Genomic DNA, 18446 nt, shown 5'->3' with positions numbered 1-18446 from the left:
GTCGTCGGTCCGGCGGCCGTGCCCGTCTGGGCCGGCGCCGGCCTCAGCCTCGAGTGGCTCGGCCTCACCCTCGCCGCCGTCGTCGCGCTCGGCGCCCTCCGTCGTGGCAGTGCCATCGCCGGCGCCCTCGTCACCGTGTGCGCCGCCGCGGCGGTGCTTCCGACCGCATTCGCGATCGCCACGGGCGGTGCCGCGATCTCCCCTGCCGCGGAGCGCACGCTCCCGGCCTTCGTGGCGGCAGAGGCCGACGCCGATCCACGCGTCACGACGCTGCGCATCGAGCCCGAGGCCGACGGCGGCCTTCGCGCGACGCTCGAGCACGGCTCCGGAACCACGCTCGACGAGCAGTCGACCCTCGTCCAGACGAGTGAGGAACTCAGCGCCGACGACGAGGAGCTCGCGACCATCGCGGGCAACCTGGCCTCCCGGAGCGGCTTCGACCCGACGGCCGCGACCCGTGAGTTCGGCGTCGCGTTCGTGCTCCTCGCCGCTCCCGCCGACGACGAGAACCGAGACGCCGTGGCCACCGCGGAGCGTGCCCGCACGGCGCTCGACGGCAACGCCGCGCTCGTCGCGGTCGGCGAGACCGACTTCGGCACCCTGTGGCGGTTCGCCGCGGCCGAACCCGACGCCGAGGCGGCACGCATCCCCGCGCGGGCAGGCGGCTGGCTCACCACCGTGATCACGCTCGTGCAGCTCGTCGTCATCGGCGCCGCGCTGCTGCTCTCGATCCCCACGGGCGCCGGTCGCGAGACCGATCGCCGCCCGGTTCGCCGGCGGCGCGGAGTGCCTCCGGCGACTGCGGCTGCGGCTGCGGCTGGGCCACCGGATGACTCGACTGCCGCTGAGGCGGCCGCGGATGACTCGACGGCAGACGAGACGGCTGCGGAAGACGCGACGGCAGACGAGACGGCTGCCGGCGACGCGACGCCAGACGAGGCGACGACCGAGGCGGCCACCGACGGCGAGGCCGGTGGGGCGGCCGACGAGGTCGGCGTGGCCGACGAGCTCGACGACCGTGAGGCTCCCATCTCCGGCGACGCCGATCCCACCGACGGCGACGTGCCCGTTCCCGTGTCTGCGCGCGGCGAAGCCGTTCCCGACGATCCCGACGGCGCCGCGCCGCCCACCGATCCCGCCGACCCGGGGGGAGACGACGATGCTCGCTAGACGCACGATCGCTCGCATCGGCGGCCGAGCCGCCGCCTTCCTCGTGGCGGCCGCGCTCGCCGCCGCCGCGCTCACCGCCGCGGCGATCGTGCCGTGGCCCGAACACCGCACGAGTGCGCCGTCCCTCGTCGTGCAGCCAGCCGAGAGCCGGCAGCAGCGCGTTTGCCCCGGTCCGCTGATGACCCTCGCCGACGACGCGGCGGCGGCCACCACCGCCTCATCCGTGGGCTCGGCGGCGGTCGTCACCGGCGCCGAGCCCGCGACGGCGGCCATCGAGCAGGCGCCGGTCACGGCATCCGAGAACCCGCGCGCCGATCGCGACGGGACGCCGACCGTGATCGCCGCGGAGCCCGGCGAGGTCGCAGTGGGCATGCTCGCGGGTGCGCAATCGCAGACGGCCGCGACCGAGACGGTCGCTGGCTTCGCGGCAGCGGCGTGCGCAGAGGCCTTCGCCGACACCTGGCTCGTCGCGGGCGCCACGAACCTCGGCCGCACGAGCCTCGTGTTGCTCTCGAACCCGACCGATGTCGCCGCAACCGTCGACGTGCGCGTGTCGGGCGAGTCCGGCCCGGTCGAGGCGGCGTCGGCGCTCGGCATCATCGTGCCGGCGGGCAACCAGCGCGTGCTCTCGCTCGCCGGGCTCGCCCCGAACCTGGAATCGCCGGTCGTGCACGTCGAGAGCAGCGGTGGCGCGATCGTCGCGAGCCTGGAGCACTCCGTCGTGCAAGGCCTCGCCCCAGCGGGCGTCGAGCTCTCTGGCGCCACGGCGATGCCATCGACCCGCCAGGTGATCCCGGGCTTCGTCGTCGCGAAAGCAGGCGGAGTCGACCCCGCCGACGACCACGCCCTCGGCGACGACTTCCCCGCAGTGCGACTCTTCGCTCCGGGCGACGACCCCGTGGAGGCGTCGATCGGCATCGTCTCCGATACGGGCGCGAGCGGGTCGACGATCGATGTGACGCTCCAGCCCGGTCGGGTGAGTGACGTGCCGCTCGGCGTGCTCGCCGCCGGCAGCTACACGCTTCGCATCGAGGCCGACGCCCCGGTCGTGGCGGCGGCGCGGGCGACGACGGGCGTGCCGGCCGAATCCGGGGGAGCGGATGCCGCGGCATCCGTCGACCTCGCCTGGACCGTCGCGACGACGCCCCTGCTCGACGACGGCGTGGTCGTCGTGCCGCAAGGCCCCTCGCCCGTGCTGCATCTCGCGAGCACCGGCACGGATGCCACGGAGACGACGGTCACCATCGACGGCACCGAGCGCGCCGTGACGGTGCCGGCGGGCGGCGCGGCGAGCGTCGCGCTCGCGCCCGGCGCGGTGGTGCGACTCGCCGGAACCGAGGGACTGCACGCGTCGGTGTCGTTCTCGGGCGCCGCCGCACTCGCCTCGTTCGGTGTGCAGCCGCCGGGCGCGCAGGATGCGCCGATCCGCGTCTACCCGCGCTGAGCCTCAGAGGTGCCGGTAGCGCCCCGGGGCGAGCTCCCAGGGGTCTTTGCCGAGCAGCTCGGCGATCGCGCGGAACACGCAGCTCTCGATGAGGAGCTTCTCTTCCCGCTCCTCGCCGTCTTGGAGCCGCAGGAATCGCACGATCGGCAGCCGGAAGAAGACGATGCGCCGCTCGTCGTGGAAGACCTTCCACCGATCGACGTGATCGCCGTGGATCGCGTCGGCGGGGCCCTGTGCGACCTCGAACACGACACCCTCGAGCTCGGGCCACAGCCCGCGAAGGTAGGCGGCCGTCGTGGCGATCGTGAAATCGAACTCGTCGAGCCGGGTGCGGATCGGCTCGAGGTGCGGACCCGTCACCGCGGAGCGCATGCCGCGCCCGTGTCGATCACGGGCGAGTCGTCTCGGCGAACGCGGCACTGAGGCGACACGGCGGGGTCGGGGCATACCCTCCATCGTAATGTCCGCGTCGCTCGCTACTCTGGTGGTGCCATGAGACGTTGTTCGCGCACCGCATGCACCGCAGAAGCGGTCGCGACGCTCACCTTCGACTACGCCGACTCGATGGCGGTGCTCGGCCCGTTGGCACTCACCCGCGAACCGCACGGCTACGACCTGTGCGCCCGCCATGCCGACCGCACCTCGGCCCCGAAGGGCTGGCAGGTCGTGCGGCACGTCTCGCTCGGTGAGGTAGGTTTCAAGGCATGAATCCGCCTGCACCATCCGAGGCGCGAGCGCGCCTCAATGCCATCGTGAAGGCCTACGACGTGCGAGGAATCGTGGGGGAGGGCCTCACCGAGGCATCGGTCGAGGCGCTCGGCGCGGCATTCGTCGACGAGGTCGATGCGACCGGCGATCGTGTCGTCGTGGGGCACGACATGCGCGACTCGTCGCCGGTCTTCGCCGAGGCCTTCGCGCGCGGCGCCACGCGGCGCGGCGCCGATGTCGTGGCGATCGGCCTGTGCTCGACCGATGAGACCTACTTCGCATCGGGGTCGATGGGTGCTCCCGCGGCCATGTTCACGGCGAGCCACAATCCGGCGGCCTACAACGGCATCAAGTTCTCCCGTGCCGGCGCCCAGGGCATCTCGCTCGACACGGGGCTCGCCGCGATCCGCGACCGGGCCGGAGATTACCTCGAGCAGGGAATCGCGGATGCCCCGGTGAGCGGCTCGGTCCTCCACGCCGACGTGCTCGCCGACTACGCCGCCTACCTCCGCTCGCTCGTCGACCTGAGCGCCGTGCGACCGATGAAGATCGTCGTCGACGCGGGCAACGGCATGGGCGGGCTCACGGTGCCCGCCGTCCTCGGCGATGCCGCGGGCCTTCCGTCGCTCCCCTTCGAGATCGTTCCGCTCTACTTCGAGCTCGACGGCACGTTCCCGAACCACGAGGCGAACCCGCTCGATCCGGCGAACCTCGTCGACCTGCAGCGTGCGGTCGTCGAGCACGGTGCCGATCTCGGGCTCGCCTTCGACGGCGACGCCGACCGGTGCTTCGTGATCGACGAGCGCGGCGGCGCCGTCGACCCGTCGGCCATCGCCGCCATCGTCGCGCTTCGCGAGATCGAGCGAGTGCGGGCGGCCGGCGAAGACGACGTGAGCGTCATCCACAACCTGATCACCTCGCGATTCGTGCCCGAGACGATCGAGGGCGCCGGTGCGACGCCCGTGCGCACCCGCGTCGGCCACTCGCTCATCAAAGACCAGATGCGGCTCACCGGGGCGGTCTTCGGCGGCGAGCACTCGGCGCACTACTACTTCCGCGACTTCTGGGGCGCCGACAACGGCATGCTCGCCGCGATGCACGTGCTCGCGGAGTTCGGCGCGCAGGGCGGCCTGCTCTCCACGCTCGCGGCCCGCTTCACGCCCTACGCCCTCTCGGGCGAGATCAACTCGACCGTCACCGACGTCCCGGCGGCATACACCCGCATCGTCGAGGCGTTCACCGGCCGGGCCGACTTCGACGAGTTCGACGGGCTCACCGTCGACGGCCTCACCGACGAGAGCGAACCGTTCTGGTGGTTCAACGTGCGGCCGTCGAACACCGAGCCGCTGCTCCGGCTCAACGTCGAGGGCGCGGATGCCGCGACGATGGCCGCCATCCGCGATGAGGTGCTCGGGCTCATCAGGGCGTGAGCCCGCGCGGCGCGGAGCGACGCGCGAGCTCACGAAAGGCGGCAGCAGAAGCGCTCGCGGCGCGCCAGCGCCGCGGAGCGTGCGCGGAAGACTCGGGAACATGACGCTTGCCCGTGACCACCAGCCGCGCGAGCCTGCGAGAATGGTCCGCATGGATGCCGCCGTCACCACCGCCCTCCCGTTCAAGGTCGCCGACCTCTCGCTCGCCGAGGCCGGACGCCACCAGCTCCGTCTCGCAGAGAACGAGATGCCCGGCCTGATGGCGTTGCGCGAGGAGTTCGGTGCATCGAAGCCGCTCTCGGGCGCGCGCATCGCCGGCAGCCTGCACATGACCGTGCAGACGGCGGTGCTCATCGAGACCCTCGTCGCGCTGGGCGCGCAGGTGCGCTGGGCGAGCTGCAACATCTTCTCGACGCAAGACGAGGCGGCGGCAGCGGTCGTCGTCGGCCCGACCGGAACGGTCGACGCTCCTGCCGGCGTGCCCGTGTTCGCCTGGAAGGGCGAGTCGCTCGAGGAGTACTGGTGGTGCACCGACCGCATCTTCGACTGGAGCGCTGAGGCGGAGGCATCCGGAGCCGACTGGATCGGCCCCAACATGATCCTCGACGACGGCGGCGACGCCACCATGCTCGTGCACCACGGGCGCGAGTTCGAGGCGGCCGGCGCCGTGCCCGCGACGACGGATGACGCGAGCGCCGAGTACCGCGTCGTGCTCGATGCCCTGCGCCGCTCGCTCGAGCTCACCCCAGACCGCTGGACCCGCATCGCCGCCGACCTGAAGGGCGTCACCGAGGAGACCACGACGGGCGTCCACCGGCTCTACGAGCTGCACGCGACCGGCGCGCTCCTCTTCCCGGCCATCAACGTCAACGACTCGGTCACGAAGTCGAAGTTCGACAACAAGTACGGCATCCGTCACTCGCTGCCCGATGGGCTCAACCGCGCGACCGACGTGCTCATCGGCGGCAAGGTGGCGTTCGTCGCCGGGTACGGCGACGTCGGCAAGGGTGCGGCGGAGGCGCTCCGCGGTCAGGGCGCGCGGGTCATCGTCAGCGAGGTCGACCCCATCTGCGCGCTGCAGGCCGCGATGGACGGCTACCAGGTCTCTCGACTCGAGTCGGTCATCGGCGAGATCGACATCCTCGTCACAGGCACCGGCAACAAAGACGTCGTTCGCGTCGAGCACCTCCTCGGCCTCAAGCACCTCGCCGTCGTGGCGAACGTGGGCCACTTCGACAACGAGATCGACATGGCCGCGCTCGAGTCGCTGCCGGGCGCCGAGCGCATCGAGATCAAGCCGCAGGTGCACGAGTGGCGCCTGCCCACCGGGCGCAGCGTGCTCGTGCTCTCCGAGGGGCGGCTCATGAACCTCGGCAATGCCACGGGGCATCCGTCGTTCGTGATGTCGAACTCGTTCACGAACCAGGTGCTCGCGCAGATCGAGCTGTGGACGCGCCCCGAGGCGTACCCGATCGGCGTGTACGTGCTGCCGAAGCACCTCGACGAGAAGGTCGCGCGCCTGCATCTCGACGCGCTCGGCGTCGAGCTCACCGAGCTCTCGCCCGAGCAGGCGTCGTACATCGGCGTGCCGGTCGAGGGCCCGTACAAGGTCGACCACTACCGGTACTGAGCCCGGGTCGCCGCGGCCTCAGCGCTCGGGGAACCCGTTCGGCGTTGCGTCGAGCACGGGCGCAAGCGTCGACATGCGCGCGCGCTCGAGCTCGAGCGCGGTGAGGTCGCGTTCGCGGCGGAGCGCAGCGACACCCGCGAGAAAGCGCTCGGCCGGGGCGTTCGGCACCGGCGACACGAAGGGCATGACCTCGGCGGCGAGGGCGGCGGCGATGCGCGCACGACTCTCGGGCACGAGGTGCTCCGCGTTCTGGAAGAACGCGGCGACGCGACGAGCGAGCGGGTCGGGCAGGCGAGCGACGTCGGCGATCGCCGACCACGACGCGAGCTCGGAGGGAACCCCGAACGCCGTCGACGGCAGGTGGGGAACGCGCTCGACTTGTGCGTGCGTGCCGGCGAGCAGGTCGCCGAGGCGCTTCGACGAGGGGTTCAGGAAGCCGATGAGCACGGCGAGTCCGCCGAACGTCATGTAGATCTCGATGACCCCCGTGAGTGCGCGGATGAACGCGTGCCGGAATCCCGCCGCGCCGCCGTCGTCTCGCACGACCCGGAGGCCGAGCGCGAGCTTTCCGAGCGAGCGCCCGTGGGTCGCCGTCTCGACGGCGGTGGGAATCACGACGATGCACGTCACGATGCCGGCGATCATGATCGCGCGGAACGCCGCCTCGTCGACCGAGAGCTGCCCGAGCGCGAGCAGCAGGCCCACGATGAGCAGGACCGACACGAGCACGTCGATCGCGGTGCCGCCCGCTCGCATGAGGGCGCTCGCCGGCCGCACGTCGAGCGTGACGGCCTCGCCCGTGAGCACGCCCTCGTCGTCGAATCGGGCGACCCTGCGGTCGGCGACGGTCGCTTCGGCCATGGGTAGTATTCAAGCAGATGGACCTCGATGCGCTCGCCTCCGCCCGTCATGACGACTGGGAGCGGCTCGACGCGCTCGCGAAGTCGCGCCGGCTCGGCGGGGCCGAGGCCGACGAGCTCATCGAGCGGTATCAGGCCGCGGCATCCGACCTCTCGCTCGTGCAGACGACGGCGGGTTCGACCGCGCTCGGCGACCGGTTGTCGATCTCGCTCGCGCGCGCGCGCCTGAAGTTCACCGGGGTTCCCGAGAACCCGTTGCGGCAGCTCACTCGCTTCGCCCTCATGAGCCTTCCCGCCGCCCTCTATCGCCTGCGGTGGTTGACCCTCGCCGTCGCCCTCGCGACCTTCGCCGTCGCTGCGCTCTATGCGTGGTGGATCGGCGGCGATCCGCGAGTGCTCTCGACGCTCGGCACCGAGGCCGAGTTCCGCCAGATCGCCGAGGAGGGCTTCGTCGCCTACTACTCGGAGAACCCCGCGGCGTCGTTCGCCGGCGCAGTCTGGACGAACAACGCCTGGATCGCCGCACAATGCGTGGCGTTCGGCATCCTCGGCGTGTGGGTGCCGTGGATCATCCTGCAGAACGCGCAGAGCCTCGGCATCACGGCGGCCATCATGTTCGCCTACGACGAGGCCGACACGTTCTTCCTCTACATCGCGCCGCACGGCCTCCTCGAGCTCACGTGCGTATTCGTCGCCGCGGCTGCCGGGCTCCGTATCTTCTGGGCGTGGGTCGCGCCCGGTCCGAGGTCGCGCGGCATCGCCCTCGCCGAAGACGCACGCTCGCTCTTCAGCGTCGCGATCGGGCTCGTGTTCTTCCTCTTCGTCTCGGGCATCATCGAGGGCTTCGTCACGCCGGCACCGTGGCCGTGGCCCGTGAAGATCGGCATCGGCGTGCTCGCGCTCGCCGGGTTCCTCGCGTACATGCTCGTGCTCGGCCGCCGCGCGTGGAGAGCCGGTGAGACGGGCGACCTCGTCGAGTTCGACGCCGGGGCGACGCGCATCGTCTCGGGCTGAGCAACTCAGAGCTGAGCGGCTGCAAGAGCCGACAGGCGGCGTCAGAGCTGTCCTGAGGCCTTCAGGTCGAGGTAGCGGTCGGCGAGCGCCGGCGGCAGCTCGTGCGGAGGGGCGCTGACCGTGAGGGCGCCGAGGCGGCGGATCGCGGCGGCCACGCGCGCGGTGTCGATGAGGCCGCGCTCAGCGGCGGCCGCACGGTAGACCTCCTCGAGATCGCCGCGAGCGCCGCCGGCTTCGACGAGCGCCGGGTCGGTCACGGAAGCGACGATCACCGTGTGCCGGGAGGTGAGCTGCGGCAGCATCGAGAGCAGCCCGCGCGAGCTGCCGGGGGAGTCGGCCGCGGTGAGCAGCACGACGAGGGCACGCCGGCTCGTCACCCGCCGCACCTGGCCGGGCACCGACGACCAGTCGGCCTCGATGAGCTCGGCATCGATGCCGGCCATCGTGTCGACCATGCGTGCGAGCAGCTCGGGGCCGCTCGCGCCGTGCACGCGTCCGCGGAGGCGGCGGTCCCACGCGAGGAAGTCGACCCGGTCGCCCGCGTGCGAGGCGAGGGCGGCGAGCAGGAGGGATGCCTCGAACGCCGTGTCGAGACGGGGTTCGTCGGCGATGCGGGCGGCCGCCGTGCGCGAGGTGTCGGCGACGATCACGATGCGGCGGTCGCGTTCGGGCCGCCAGGTGCGCACCATGAGCCGCATGCCGCCGGGCACCTCGGGGTCGGCGTGGCGCGCCGTGGCACGCCAGTCGATCGATCGCACGTCGTCGCCGCGAACGTACTCGCGGATCGAGTCGAACTCCGTGCCCTGGCCACGGATGAGCAGCGGCGTGCGCCCGTCGAGCTCGCGCAACCGCGTGAGCCGCGACGGCAGGTGCACGCGGGAGTGGAACGGCGGCAGCACGCGGATGCGTCCGGGGGCCGCGAGCGTCGCCTGCCGCGACCACAGGCCGAGGGGACCCGCCGACCGCACCGTCACCTGCGCCACGCGGCGGTCGCCGCGGCGCCACGGGGTGAGTTGCAGCGTCATGCGTCGACGCTCGCCCGGAGGCACGAGCAGCGGGGTGCGATTCGGCCCGGCGAGGCCCGCCGAGGGTTCCCACCCGTCGCGCACGGTGGCACGCAGCATCCGACCGCCGAGATTGCGGACCGTGAGCTCTGCGGTGACCGTCTCGCCCAGCCGCACCCGATCGGGCAGCTCCCGGCCGAGCGCGACGCGCCGGGGCGACGCCGCGAGCGAGACGTCGAGCACTCCGGCGCCGAGCGCGAGGGTGAGCCATCCGGCGAGTGCGATCCATGCTTCGGCCGCGCCGGAGATGCCCGCGGCGACGACGGGGACGACGCCGAGCGCGAGGAGGAGCGCGAACCGACCGGAGATCGTCATGTCAGAGCGGCACCTGCACCTGCTGCACGATGCTGCGGAGTACGGCATCGACCGAGACGCCCTCGAGCTCCGCCTCGGGGCGCAACTGCACCCGGTGCCGCCACACGGGCAGCAGCATCGCCTGCACGTGATCGGGCGTGACGGAGTCGTATCCGGTGAGCCACGCCCACGCCTTCGCGGCAGCGAGCAGGCCCGTCGCGCCGCGCGGGCTCACGCCGAGCCGCATCGACGGGCTCCGGCGGGTCGCGCGCGCGAGGTCGACGACGTAGGCCAGCACATCGTCGGAGACGCGCACCGCGGATGCCGCAGCCCGCGCAGCGGCGAGCTCGGCCGCGCCCAGCACCGGCTGGACCCCGGCCGCGGCGAGGTCGTGCGGGTCGAACCCGTCGGCGTGACGGCGCAGGAGCGACACCTCGGCGTCGCGCTCGGGCACGTCGAGCACGAGCTTCAGCAGGAACCGGTCGAGCTGTGCCTCGGGAAGCGTGTAGGTGCCCTCGTACTCGATCGGGTTCTGCGTGGCCGCGACGAGGAATGTGTCGGGGAGCGGCCGGGTGACGCCGTCGGCGGAGACCTGACGCTCCTCCATCGCCTCGAGCAGCGCCGACTGCGTCTTCGGCGGCGTGCGGTTGATCTCGTCGGCGAGCAGGATGTTCGTGAACACCGGCCCCTCGCGGAACGCGAACTCGCCCGAACGCGGGTCGTAGGCGAGCGAACCGGTGACGTCTCCGGGCATGAGGTCGGGGGTGAACTGCAACCGGCGCGTGTCGAGCCGCAGCGTTCGGCTGAGCGTGCGCACGAGCAGCGTCTTGGCGACGCCCGGCACGCCCTCGAGCAGCACGTGGCCACGGGTGAGCAGCGCGATGATGAGGCCGGTCACGGCGCCGTCCTGCCCGACGACGGCCTTGCCGACCTCGGTGCGCACGCGATTCAGCGCGGCGCGGAGCTCCTCGTCGGTGAGCGCGGTGGTATCGGTCATGGTCGCCTTCCTGCGGGGCCTGTGGGGTCTGTCGAGTCTGTCGAGTCTGCCGGGTCTGTGTGGCCTGCGCGTCCTGCGGAGCGGGGCCGAAGCGTGTCGCGCACATCATGCTCGAGCACGTCGAGCTCGGCCGCGAGCTCGACGAGGTCGCGATCACCGCCCGGCTCGGCGTCGACGAGCAGTCGGCGCACGGATGCCTCGTCACGGCCGGTCGCGCGCGCCGCGGCATCCGTCACGGCGCCGAGCTCTGCCGAGCGCGGCAGCTTGAGCGCCTCGACGATGCGACCGATGGCGCCGATGCGCAACTGGTCGAGGGCGCGGACGCGGGCAGCGCTGCGTGCGTACAGCCTCGCCCGGCCTTCGCTCGTCTCACCGGCCGGCACATGCACGGGCAGGTTCTCGGTGACGAGCGGGCCGAAACGGCGCCCGCGCCAGATGCCCGCGGCGATGACGACCGCGATGAGCAGGACCATGACGGGGCTCACCCAGCCCGGAGTGAGCTCGGCGATGGTCGGCGCCGCGTTGGCATCGACGTCGCCCGGCCCGGGGAGGTACCAGACGAGTTCGTCGGATGCCCCGGTGAGCCCGATCGCGAGCGCGGCATTGCCGGCCTCGTCGATCGACTCGTTCGCGAACACCGTCGTCGCGGCGACGAGCGTGACCTGCCCGTCGTCGTCGCCCTCGCCCGACACGAGCGCGAACCCGAACTCCTCGTCTCGGAAGCAGCCCTGCCAGCCGGCAGCTCGAGCGTCGTCGTCGACCGTGAGCAGGCGCTGGCCGTCTCCCAGGCCGCCCGCTCGCTCGGCCGCGGGCAGCTCGCACGCGACGTCGTCGATCGGCCCGCTCGCGACGCCCGCGAGGCGAACGCCGGGGGCGAGCGCCTCGAGCGCCGCGAAGCCCGGCTCGACGACCACGAGCCGTTGCGCGACGCCCGCGAGGCGATCGAGCCGCGACTCGTCGAGGAGGGCGAACTCGTCGTAGAGCAGCACGGTCGCGCCCCGGTCGGCAGCGTCGACAGCGGAGTCCAGCGATCGAGACTCGGTGACCGAGACGCCGTGGTCGCGGAGCACCTCGACGAGCGCCATGGCTCCGAGTGGGGCGGGGTTGTCTGCGCCGAGCGTCATTCCGGGAGGGCGCACGCCGCCCTGGATCGCGAGCGCCACGACGGCGCCGAGCACGAGCACTGCGGCGAACACGATCCAGATGCGACGACGTCGCACGAACGCGCGGAATGTCGGCGTCATGGCGGTCGCGGCATCCGTCTGGTCGGCGGGCGCTCCGGCGCTGCCCGAGCCGCCCGGGCGATCGGCGAGGGACGCGGCCGATGGTGCCACGCTCACCGCGACGCCTCCTCGGGCCACGCGTCGGCCGGTGCGGACGCGCCGAGGTCGCGCTCGAGCGCGGTGAGGCGCTCGTAGGCGTCTTGAGATCCGTCACGGCCGAGGTAGCGAACCCCGTCGAACTCGGCGGCGGCGGCGTGGAGCGCGGTGGCGTGCTCAGGGAAGGGCAGTGCCGCGGCATCCGTGAAGCCGCGTGCCGTCGTGCCCGGATGCACTCGCACGAGATCCCGCTCGACGATGCCCCGCACGATGGCGCGGAATCGCTCCTCGATCGCGAGCGGCCAATCGCCCCGCGCTGCCGCAGCGAGCGCGGACCGGTGCAGCGTCGCGAGGTCGCGGCGGTCGTGGTCGTCGAACAGCGGCGCGAGCGTGCGCCGGCGGCGTCGCAATCGAGGCACGCCGAAGACGAGCAGTCCGACGACGACGAGCACGACGACGAGGAGCACGAGAAGGAGCGTCAGGACGGGAGCCGGCAGGCCGCCGGCACCCTCGAACAGGCTCGCGATCCAGTCGCGAACGGCTTCCATCGCGAGGTCGAACGCGTTCGGCTCGGCATTGCGGTACTCGGCCTTCGCGAGCTCGTCGAGGAGCCACCGGCGCGCCTCGGGCGCGTCGGGATCGAGTGGGGAGGCGCCGAGCGAGGTCAGGACCACGTCGCGGCAGGCTCGCTTCCGGCGGGCGCGGATGGCGCGGGAGCCCGGTAGGGATCGGTGACCGGCTGGCCGGCGTCACGCAGCTCGACGTGGCGTTCGAGCTCGAGGTCGAGCCCCTCCTTGCGCATCCGCAGGTCGATGTAGAGGACCGCGACGAGCGCCGCCTGCACGACCGCCGTGATCGCGCCGATGAGGATCGAGAGGATCATCGTCACCACGGTCGTGATGATCGTGATGGTGACCGCCGTGCCGGCGCCGGTGGGATCGATGATCACGGCGAGGATCGTGCCGACGAGCGAGATCGGCTGCACGACCACTTGGGCTGCGACGTTGAGGATGACGCTGACGAGCAGCAGGATGCCGAAGGTGCGCCAGTAGTATCCGTCGGTGAGTTGCCACGAACGACGGATGGCGGCGCCGAGGCCGGCGTGCTCGAGCACGATGACGCTCGGCACGAGCGAGAGCTTCACGCCGATCCACGCACCGAGCACGGCGAGGCCGAGGCCCAGTAGCACGGCGACGAGGATCGAGACCCCGAGCGCCGTCGGCGAGATCCCCGCAGCCACCACGATGATTCCGACGAGCGCGGCGATGGCGGCGATGACCGCCGCGGCGACGAGCGCGGTCCACCCGATGAGCGGCCAGATGCGCTTGGCGGTGCGGCGCCACAGCGCCCCGAATCCGAGCCGGTCGCCGAGGGTGCCGCTCGCGACCTCGAGCACCATCACGCCCTGGAGGAACGCGCTCGCGACGAGCGTGATGGCGACGGGCACGAGCATGAGCAGGATGAATCCGCCGACGGTGCCGGCGAGGACCGTGTCGAAATCCGCATCCGACGCGCTCTCGACGCGCCCGATCGCGAACATCATGAACGGCACGACGACCGCCGCGGTCGCGATCACCGATACGAGCTGCACGACGAGTCCGCTGCCGAACGTCGCAGCGGGGTTGCGCCGGAGGGTGCGGAACGGCGCCCACAGCAGGGTTCCGAAGCTCAGCGGACGCAAGGGGAGCAGGCCGGGCTTCGGGGGCGGCGTCCAGCCCCCTGGGATGCCCGGCTGCGGCGCATACGCTCCATACGCTCCGGGCGGTGGCAGCGGTGGCAGCGGCGGGGGCGTGCCGGGTGCCGGAGGCACGTTCGCCGGAGCGCCATATGGCGTGCCCGCGGCATCCGGTGCCGAACCCCCGTTGGGCGCCCCACCGGGTGCCTGCCAGTCCTGATCTGACACGTGCGTGCGCTCCTTCCGGCGGATGCTCCCAATGCTGTCACATTTCGCCTTCCCGGCGGGATTCGCGCGCAGCCGGGACGTTCGGCCGTCTTCCGGCCTCGAACGACTACGCTTGAGCCACTGCAGTCGGCCGGCAACACCGCGGCCCCGAAGGAAACCGAACGTATGAACCCACGCGTACTCGTCGTCGATGACGACACGGCCCTCGCGGAGATGATCGGCATCGTGCTGCGCACGGAGGGCTTCGAGCCGGCGTTCTGCGCCGACGGCACGGGTGCGCTCGCTGCGTTCCGGGAGACGAAGCCCGACCTCGTGCTGCTTGACCTCATGCTTCCGGGCATCGACGGCATCGAGGTGTGCGGTCGCATCCGCGCGGAGTCCGGCACGCCGATCATCATGCTCACTGCGAAATCCGACACGACCGACGTCGTGAAGGGGCTCGAGTCGGGCGCCGACGACTACATGGTGAAGCCCTTCAACCCGAAGGAGCTCGTCGCCCGCATCCGCACGCGCCTGCGGCCGGCACCCGATCCCGCCACCGACACCCTCGGCATCGGCGACCTCATCATCGACGCGGCCGGTCACGAGGTGCGTCGCGGCGATGAGCAGATCAACCTCACGCCGCTCGAGTTCGACCTGCTCCACACGCTCGCGTCGAAGCCGCAGCAGGTGTTCACGCGTGAGATGCTCCTCGAGCAGGTGTGGGGCTATCACTACAAGGCCGACACCCGGCTCGTGAACGTGCACGTGCAGCGGCTCCGCGCGAAGGTCGAGCACGATCCCGACAACCCGCGCATCGTCATGACCGTGCGCGGCGTCGGCTACCGGGCCGGCGCGACCACCTAGGGCTACGGATGTCTGCGGGCCAGTCCCCGGCGATCTTCTCCGCGGCGAGGTGGCGCGCGCTGCCGCGGCAGCTCGCGGCGCTCTGGCGGCGCTCGCTGCAGTTCCGCACCGTCATCATCACGCTCGCGCTGTCGTCGCTCGCGATCTTCGTGATCGGCCTCTACATCTCGTTCAGCGTCGCCTCCAACCTGTTCAGGCAGCAGCTCGACCAAGTGCTCGGTGCCTCCAACCAGGCGACGACGGCCGCGCAGCGGATCCTCGACTCGTCCGACGCAGCCGACCGCGCCTCGCTGCAGGGTGTGATGAGCGACGCGCTCGATCAGGTCATCCGGGTGTCGGGGAGTCGGGCTGTCGCCGTCTACCGGGACCCGACTGAGGCGTTCAGCCAGAACGCGCCGCCCGACATCGTGGCGCCGAGCCTCGGCGGCGTCATCACCCCAGAGCTGCGCAACCGGATCGAGGAGAACCCCGACCAGCAGTTCTGGCAGTCGGTCGCCATCACCGAAGACGACGGCAGCAGCGACCCCGGCGTGGTCGTCGGCTCGGATCTCGTCGTGCCCGCCGCCGGCCGATACGAGCTGTACATCGGCTACAACTTCGAGAATGCCCAAGAGACCCTCGCCTTCATGCAGCTCACCGGCATCGTCGGCGCCGCCGCGCTGCTCGCCCTGCTCAGCTCGGTCACCTTCCTCGTGGTGCGCTGGGTGATCGAGCCGATCCGCACGGTCGCGGCCACGAGCCGCAGGCTGGCGGCCGGAGACCTCGGCGTGCGTATGCCGTCGAAGGGCGAAGACGAGCTCGCGACCCTCGCCGGGTCGTTCAACGGCATGGCCGACAGCCTGCAGGCCCGCATCAGGGAGCTCGCCGAGCTCTCGGTGATGCAGCAGCGGTTCGTCTCGGATGTCTCGCACGAGCTGCGCACACCGCTCACGACGATCCGGCTCGCCGGCGACGTGCTCTACGGCCAGCGCGACGACTTCCCCGGTCCCACGGCTCGCACCGTCGAGCTCCTGCACACGCAGACCGATCGATTCGAGACGCTGCTCGCCGACCTGCTCGAGATCAGCCGATACGACGCGGGCTCCGTGGAACTCGCGACCGAGCCCACGAACCTCGTGCACCTCGCGGGCGATGCGATCCAGTCGATGCACGAGCTCGCCCGCGAACGGGGCAGTGAACTGCGGCTCGAGGCGCCCGGCGGGCACCTCGACGCCGACGTCGACCCGCGGCGCATCCGGCGCATCGTGCGCAACCTCCTCGGCAACGCGATCGAGCACGGAGAGGGGCGTCCGATCGTCGTGGCCGTCGACAGCAATGAATCAGCGATCGCCCTCTCGGTGCGCGACTACGGCATGGGCATGACCGAAGAGGCCCAGGCTCGCGTCTTCGACCGGTTCTGGCGCGCCGATCCCAGCCGCATGCGCACGATCGGCGGCACGGGGCTGGGCCTCGCGATCGCCCTCGAAGACGCGGTGGCGCACGGCGGCGCCCTCGACGTGTGGTCGGAGCCCGGTCACGGCACCGTCTTCAGGTTGACGCTGCCGCGAACGAAGGATGCCGACGCCGTCGAGTCGCCGCTTCCGCTCGTTCCCGACGACATCGAGGCGACCGGGCCGGCGCCCACGGGCGTGGTGCCGGCGATCGAGCCCGCCGACGGAGCGGCGCGGGAGGTGCACGATGCGTAGGCGCCTGTTCGCGGCATCCGTCGCCATCATGTCTGCCGTGATGCTCGCGGGCTGCGTCTCGATCCCGAGCTCGGGCGCGGTGAACGCCGGGAACTCGGCGGTCGTCGACGAGGACCCCGAGTTCGACATCATCGCGCCGGGCCCGATCGTCGACGGCACGCCCGAGCAGATCGTGCAGGGCTTCATGGACGCCGCGGTCAGCCCCGGGAACAACTACCGGGTGGCGCGCCAGTTCCTCACCCCGGCCTTCGCCGACGAATGGCAGGCCGACGCTGCAGCGACCATCTACACCGGCGCCCGCAGGCCCATCGCGATCGATGAGTCGTCGATGATCGTCGAGGTCACTCCCGTCGCCTCGCTCACGGCCGGCGGCCAGTACGCCGTGACCGAGTCGCGTGCCGCCATCCCGCTGCCGTACCGTCTCGAGCAGGTCGACGGCCAATGGCGCATCTCGGAGGCTCCGCCGGGCGTCGTGATCGACGAGGCGAACTTCGCGAGCGTCTTCCGCAAGCATGCGCTCTACTACTTCGACCCCGAGTACCGCTACCTCGTTCCCGACGTGCGCTGGTTCGCCGGCCGCGACTCGGTGCAGACGAGCATCGTGAAGGCCCTGCTCACGGGCCCGGCGGAGTGGCTCGCTCCCGGCGTCGTCTCGGCGTTCCCCGATGGCGTGCGCCTCGACCCCGACGCCGTGCCGGTCGACGGCACCGTCGCGAGCGTCGACCTGTCGGGAGCCGCCTTCGATGACCTGCTCACGGTGCAGCGCATGCAGGAGCAACTCGACGCGAGCCTCGTCGGCAAGGTGCGCAACGTCTCCAGGGTCACGCTCTCGCTCAACGGCCTCGAGCAGGACGTGCCCGACCTGCCGGGGCAAGTGGTCGTGAACCCTCGCGTCGCCCAGCGGCCCGTGGTCTACGACGGGGCCTCGTTCGGCTACCTCGCCACGTCGGGCGAGAGTATCGACCCGATTCCCGGACTTTCAGCGGAGGTCGAGACACTCGCACCCACCGGCGCGGCGCTCGGACCCGATGCGGAGTCGGCGGCAGTGCGCTCCGCAGGTGGAGTCTCACTCGTCCTCGCCGGGGAGGCACCGGTGCTCCTCGATCCGCGCGCAGACCTCGTCGTGCCCGCGATCGACGGCGCGGGCTACGTGTGGTCGGTGCCACGGGGGTCGCCCGACCAGCTCGTCGTGTTCGCTCCCGATGGAACCGACCAGCCGCTCGACGTGCCCTGGGGCGGGTCCTCGATCGCCGCGATCGAGGTGTCCCGCGACTCGACGCGCCTGATCGCACTCGTCGGCGACGGCGCACGCACGCAGTTCGTCGTCGCGTCGATCCAGCGCGACACTGACGGTCGCATCGCGCTCGGTCCGATGGCGCTCCGGCTCGACGACACCGCCGGCACGCCGCTCGACGTCGCGTGGCTCGACGCGAGCAACGTCGCCTCGCTCACCGCGTTGCCCGACGGAACCACGCGGCTCGTCACGCAGGAGATCGGCGGCTTCGCGAGCGATCGGCAGGGCCCCGACGGCGGCGTCCTGCTCGATGGCGGCAACAGCATCACCGACATCCGGGTGCTCACGTCGGCCGGCGCCCTGAATGTGCGGAGCGGCGTCGGCTGGCAGGCGCGCACCTCCGACCTCATCGTCCGCTTCACCGCGGTCCAGCAACCGAACTGAGCCGCGACTTCTCCTCGACATGCGGCCCCGGCACCGCTGCCGTCGACGTCGATGCCTCGGCGAGCCGCTGAGGGGCGGTTGCGGCGCAGGCTGAGCGGATGTCGCAGCATCCGATCCCTCTTCCGTCCCTTCCGTCGCTCGCTCGCAGTGCCGTCGGGGGCCTCGAGCGAGCTGCGCTCGACGCGCTCGCCGTGGTGCTGCCCGTCAGGTGCGCAGGCTGCGGTGAGCCCGACCGCGCGGTCTGCGATGCGTGTCGCCTCGCGCTCGCCGCCGCGCCGCACCTCGTCGAGCGGCCCGGTCTCAGCGCGTGGGCGGCGCTCCAGTACGCGGGCCCCGTCGCGTCGGCCATCGGGGAGTTCAAGGACGGCGGGCGCACGGATGCCGCGCCGGCGCTCGCGCTCGCG

General features: G+C 71.9%; 15 protein-coding genes and 2 pseudogenes. 10 read left to right on the top strand and 7 right to left on the bottom strand.

The annotated features are described in order from the left end of the window. Nucleotides 1-1170 (top strand): annotated as a pseudogene (locus tag ESP51_RS20730) (hypothetical protein); the annotation flags it as partial. Next, nucleotides 1160-2614 carry a DUF5719 family protein gene (locus ESP51_RS18825; RefSeq protein WP_129522424.1) on the top strand — a complete coding sequence of 485 codons (1455 nt, stop codon included), beginning with the start codon at nt 1160-1162 and terminating at the stop codon, nt 2612-2614. The pseudogene ESP51_RS20730 and the gene ESP51_RS18825, both read left to right, overlap by 11 nt. A gap of 3 nt (nt 2615-2617) precedes the next feature. Here the strand turns inward: ESP51_RS18825 and ESP51_RS18820 are convergent, their stop codons facing one another. Continuing rightward, the gene (locus ESP51_RS18820) at nt 2618-3061 is read right to left on the bottom strand and encodes a hypothetical protein (RefSeq protein WP_129522423.1); all 444 of its coding nucleotides are present in this window, start codon (nt 3059-3061) and stop codon (nt 2618-2620) included. 45 nt (nt 3062-3106) lie between these two features. Here ESP51_RS18820 and ESP51_RS18815 point away from each other — a divergent pair, with 45 nt between their 5' ends. The 3 genes from ESP51_RS18815 (at nt 3107) to ahcY (ending at nt 6382) form a co-directional block, all read left to right on the top strand. Beyond that, on the top strand, nt 3107-3322 hold the full coding sequence (locus ESP51_RS18815; protein ID WP_129522422.1) for a DUF3499 family protein: 216 nt from the start codon (nt 3107-3109) through the stop codon (nt 3320-3322). Next, complete coding sequence (locus ESP51_RS18810) at nt 3319-4752, top strand: phosphomannomutase/phosphoglucomutase (RefSeq protein WP_129522421.1); 1434 nt, start codon at nt 3319-3321, stop codon at nt 4750-4752. Before ESP51_RS18815 ends, ESP51_RS18810 begins: the two co-directional genes overlap by 4 nt. A gap of 151 nt (nt 4753-4903) precedes the next feature. Beyond that, a complete protein-coding gene (gene ahcY, locus ESP51_RS18805; protein WP_129522425.1) occupies nt 4904-6382 on the top strand; it encodes an adenosylhomocysteinase in 1479 nt (492 codons plus the stop codon). A gap of 18 nt (nt 6383-6400) precedes the next feature. Here the strand turns inward: ahcY and ESP51_RS18800 are convergent, their stop codons facing one another. Beyond that, nucleotides 6401-7243 carry an RDD family protein gene (locus ESP51_RS18800; protein WP_129522420.1) on the bottom strand — a complete coding sequence of 281 codons (843 nt, stop codon included), beginning with the start codon at nt 7241-7243 and terminating at the stop codon, nt 6401-6403. 17 nt (nt 7244-7260) lie between these two features. Here ESP51_RS18800 and ESP51_RS18795 point away from each other — a divergent pair, with 17 nt between their 5' ends. Then, nucleotides 7261-8256 (top strand): stage II sporulation protein M, encoded by a 996-nt coding sequence (locus tag ESP51_RS18795; RefSeq protein ID WP_129522419.1) that lies wholly within the window; start codon nt 7261-7263, stop codon nt 8254-8256. 41 nt (nt 8257-8297) lie between these two features. On the opposite strand, the gene ESP51_RS18790 is transcribed toward ESP51_RS18795, so the two are convergent. The 5 genes from ESP51_RS18790 to ESP51_RS18770 are packed head-to-tail and all read right to left on the bottom strand — an operon-like array spanning nt 8298 to nt 13833. Next, nucleotides 8298-9635, bottom strand: a complete 1338-nt coding sequence (locus tag ESP51_RS18790; protein WP_129522418.1) for a DUF58 domain-containing protein — start codon at nt 9633-9635, stop codon at nt 8298-8300. Between the two features lies 1 nt (nt 9636). Continuing rightward, nucleotides 9637-10611 (bottom strand): AAA family ATPase, encoded by a 975-nt coding sequence (locus ESP51_RS18785; protein WP_129522417.1) that lies wholly within the window; start codon nt 10609-10611, stop codon nt 9637-9639. Continuing rightward, entirely contained in the window at nt 10608-11951 is a 1344-nt protein-coding gene (locus ESP51_RS18780) for a DUF4350 domain-containing protein (RefSeq protein WP_129522416.1), read from the bottom strand. Before ESP51_RS18780 ends, ESP51_RS18785 begins: the two co-directional genes overlap by 4 nt. Next, complete coding sequence (locus ESP51_RS18775) at nt 11948-12604, bottom strand: DUF4129 domain-containing protein (protein ID WP_129522415.1); 657 nt, start codon at nt 12602-12604, stop codon at nt 11948-11950. Before ESP51_RS18775 ends, ESP51_RS18780 begins: the two co-directional genes overlap by 4 nt. After that, nucleotides 12595-13833: a DUF7847 domain-containing protein gene (locus tag ESP51_RS18770; protein WP_129522414.1), complete on the bottom strand. Its 1239-nt coding sequence runs from the start codon at nt 13831-13833 to the stop codon at nt 12595-12597. Before ESP51_RS18770 ends, ESP51_RS18775 begins: the two co-directional genes overlap by 10 nt. Before the next feature lie 165 nt (nt 13834-13998). Here ESP51_RS18770 and mtrA point away from each other — a divergent pair, with 165 nt between their 5' ends. From mtrA to ESP51_RS21140, 4 genes and pseudogenes are all read left to right on the top strand, one after another. Beyond that, nucleotides 13999-14679, top strand: coding sequence for an MtrAB system response regulator MtrA (gene mtrA, locus ESP51_RS18765; protein ID WP_129522413.1), 681 nt, complete (start codon nt 13999-14001; stop codon nt 14677-14679). Between the two features lie 8 nt (nt 14680-14687). After that, complete coding sequence (gene mtrB, locus ESP51_RS18760) at nt 14688-16364, top strand: MtrAB system histidine kinase MtrB (protein WP_129522412.1); 1677 nt, start codon at nt 14688-14690, stop codon at nt 16362-16364. Beyond that, a complete protein-coding gene (locus ESP51_RS18755; RefSeq protein WP_129522411.1) occupies nt 16357-18042 on the top strand; it encodes an LpqB family beta-propeller domain-containing protein in 1686 nt (561 codons plus the stop codon). Before mtrB ends, ESP51_RS18755 begins: the two co-directional genes overlap by 8 nt. A 98-nt stretch (nt 18043-18140) precedes the next feature. Beyond that, nucleotides 18141-18446, top strand: a pseudogene (locus ESP51_RS21140) (ComF family protein); the annotation flags it as partial.

Source organism: Agromyces albus, assembly GCF_004134825.1.
In the GTDB taxonomy this organism is placed as follows: domain Bacteria; phylum Actinomycetota; class Actinomycetes; order Actinomycetales; family Microbacteriaceae; genus Agromyces; species Agromyces albus.
Note: the sequence above shows the minus strand (reverse complement) of the source record. Positions and strands in the feature narration are given on the sequence as shown.

Coding starts and splice junctions, on each gene's coding strand:
- ESP51_RS18785 (WP_129522417.1), bottom strand. CDS start 10,611: ATGACCGATACCACCGCGCTCACCGACGAGGAGCTCCGCGCCGCGCTG.
- mtrB (WP_129522412.1), top strand. CDS start 14,688: ATGTCTGCGGGCCAGTCCCCGGCGATCTTCTCCGCGGCGAGGTGGCGC.
- ahcY (WP_129522425.1), top strand. CDS start 4,904: ATGGATGCCGCCGTCACCACCGCCCTCCCGTTCAAGGTCGCCGACCTC.
- ESP51_RS18755 (WP_129522411.1), top strand. CDS start 16,357: ATGCGTAGGCGCCTGTTCGCGGCATCCGTCGCCATCATGTCTGCCGTG.
- mtrA (WP_129522413.1), top strand. CDS start 13,999: ATGAACCCACGCGTACTCGTCGTCGATGACGACACGGCCCTCGCGGAG.
- ESP51_RS18825 (WP_129522424.1), top strand. CDS start 1,160: ATGCTCGCTAGACGCACGATCGCTCGCATCGGCGGCCGAGCCGCCGCC.
- ESP51_RS18790 (WP_129522418.1), bottom strand. CDS start 9,635: ATGACGATCTCCGGTCGGTTCGCGCTCCTCCTCGCGCTCGGCGTCGTC.
- ESP51_RS18820 (WP_129522423.1), bottom strand. CDS start 3,061: ATGCCCCGACCCCGCCGTGTCGCCTCAGTGCCGCGTTCGCCGAGACGA.
- ESP51_RS18815 (WP_129522422.1), top strand. CDS start 3,107: ATGAGACGTTGTTCGCGCACCGCATGCACCGCAGAAGCGGTCGCGACG.
- ESP51_RS18800 (WP_129522420.1), bottom strand. CDS start 7,243: ATGGCCGAAGCGACCGTCGCCGACCGCAGGGTCGCCCGATTCGACGAC.
- ESP51_RS18795 (WP_129522419.1), top strand. CDS start 7,261: ATGGACCTCGATGCGCTCGCCTCCGCCCGTCATGACGACTGGGAGCGG.
- ESP51_RS18810 (WP_129522421.1), top strand. CDS start 3,319: ATGAATCCGCCTGCACCATCCGAGGCGCGAGCGCGCCTCAATGCCATC.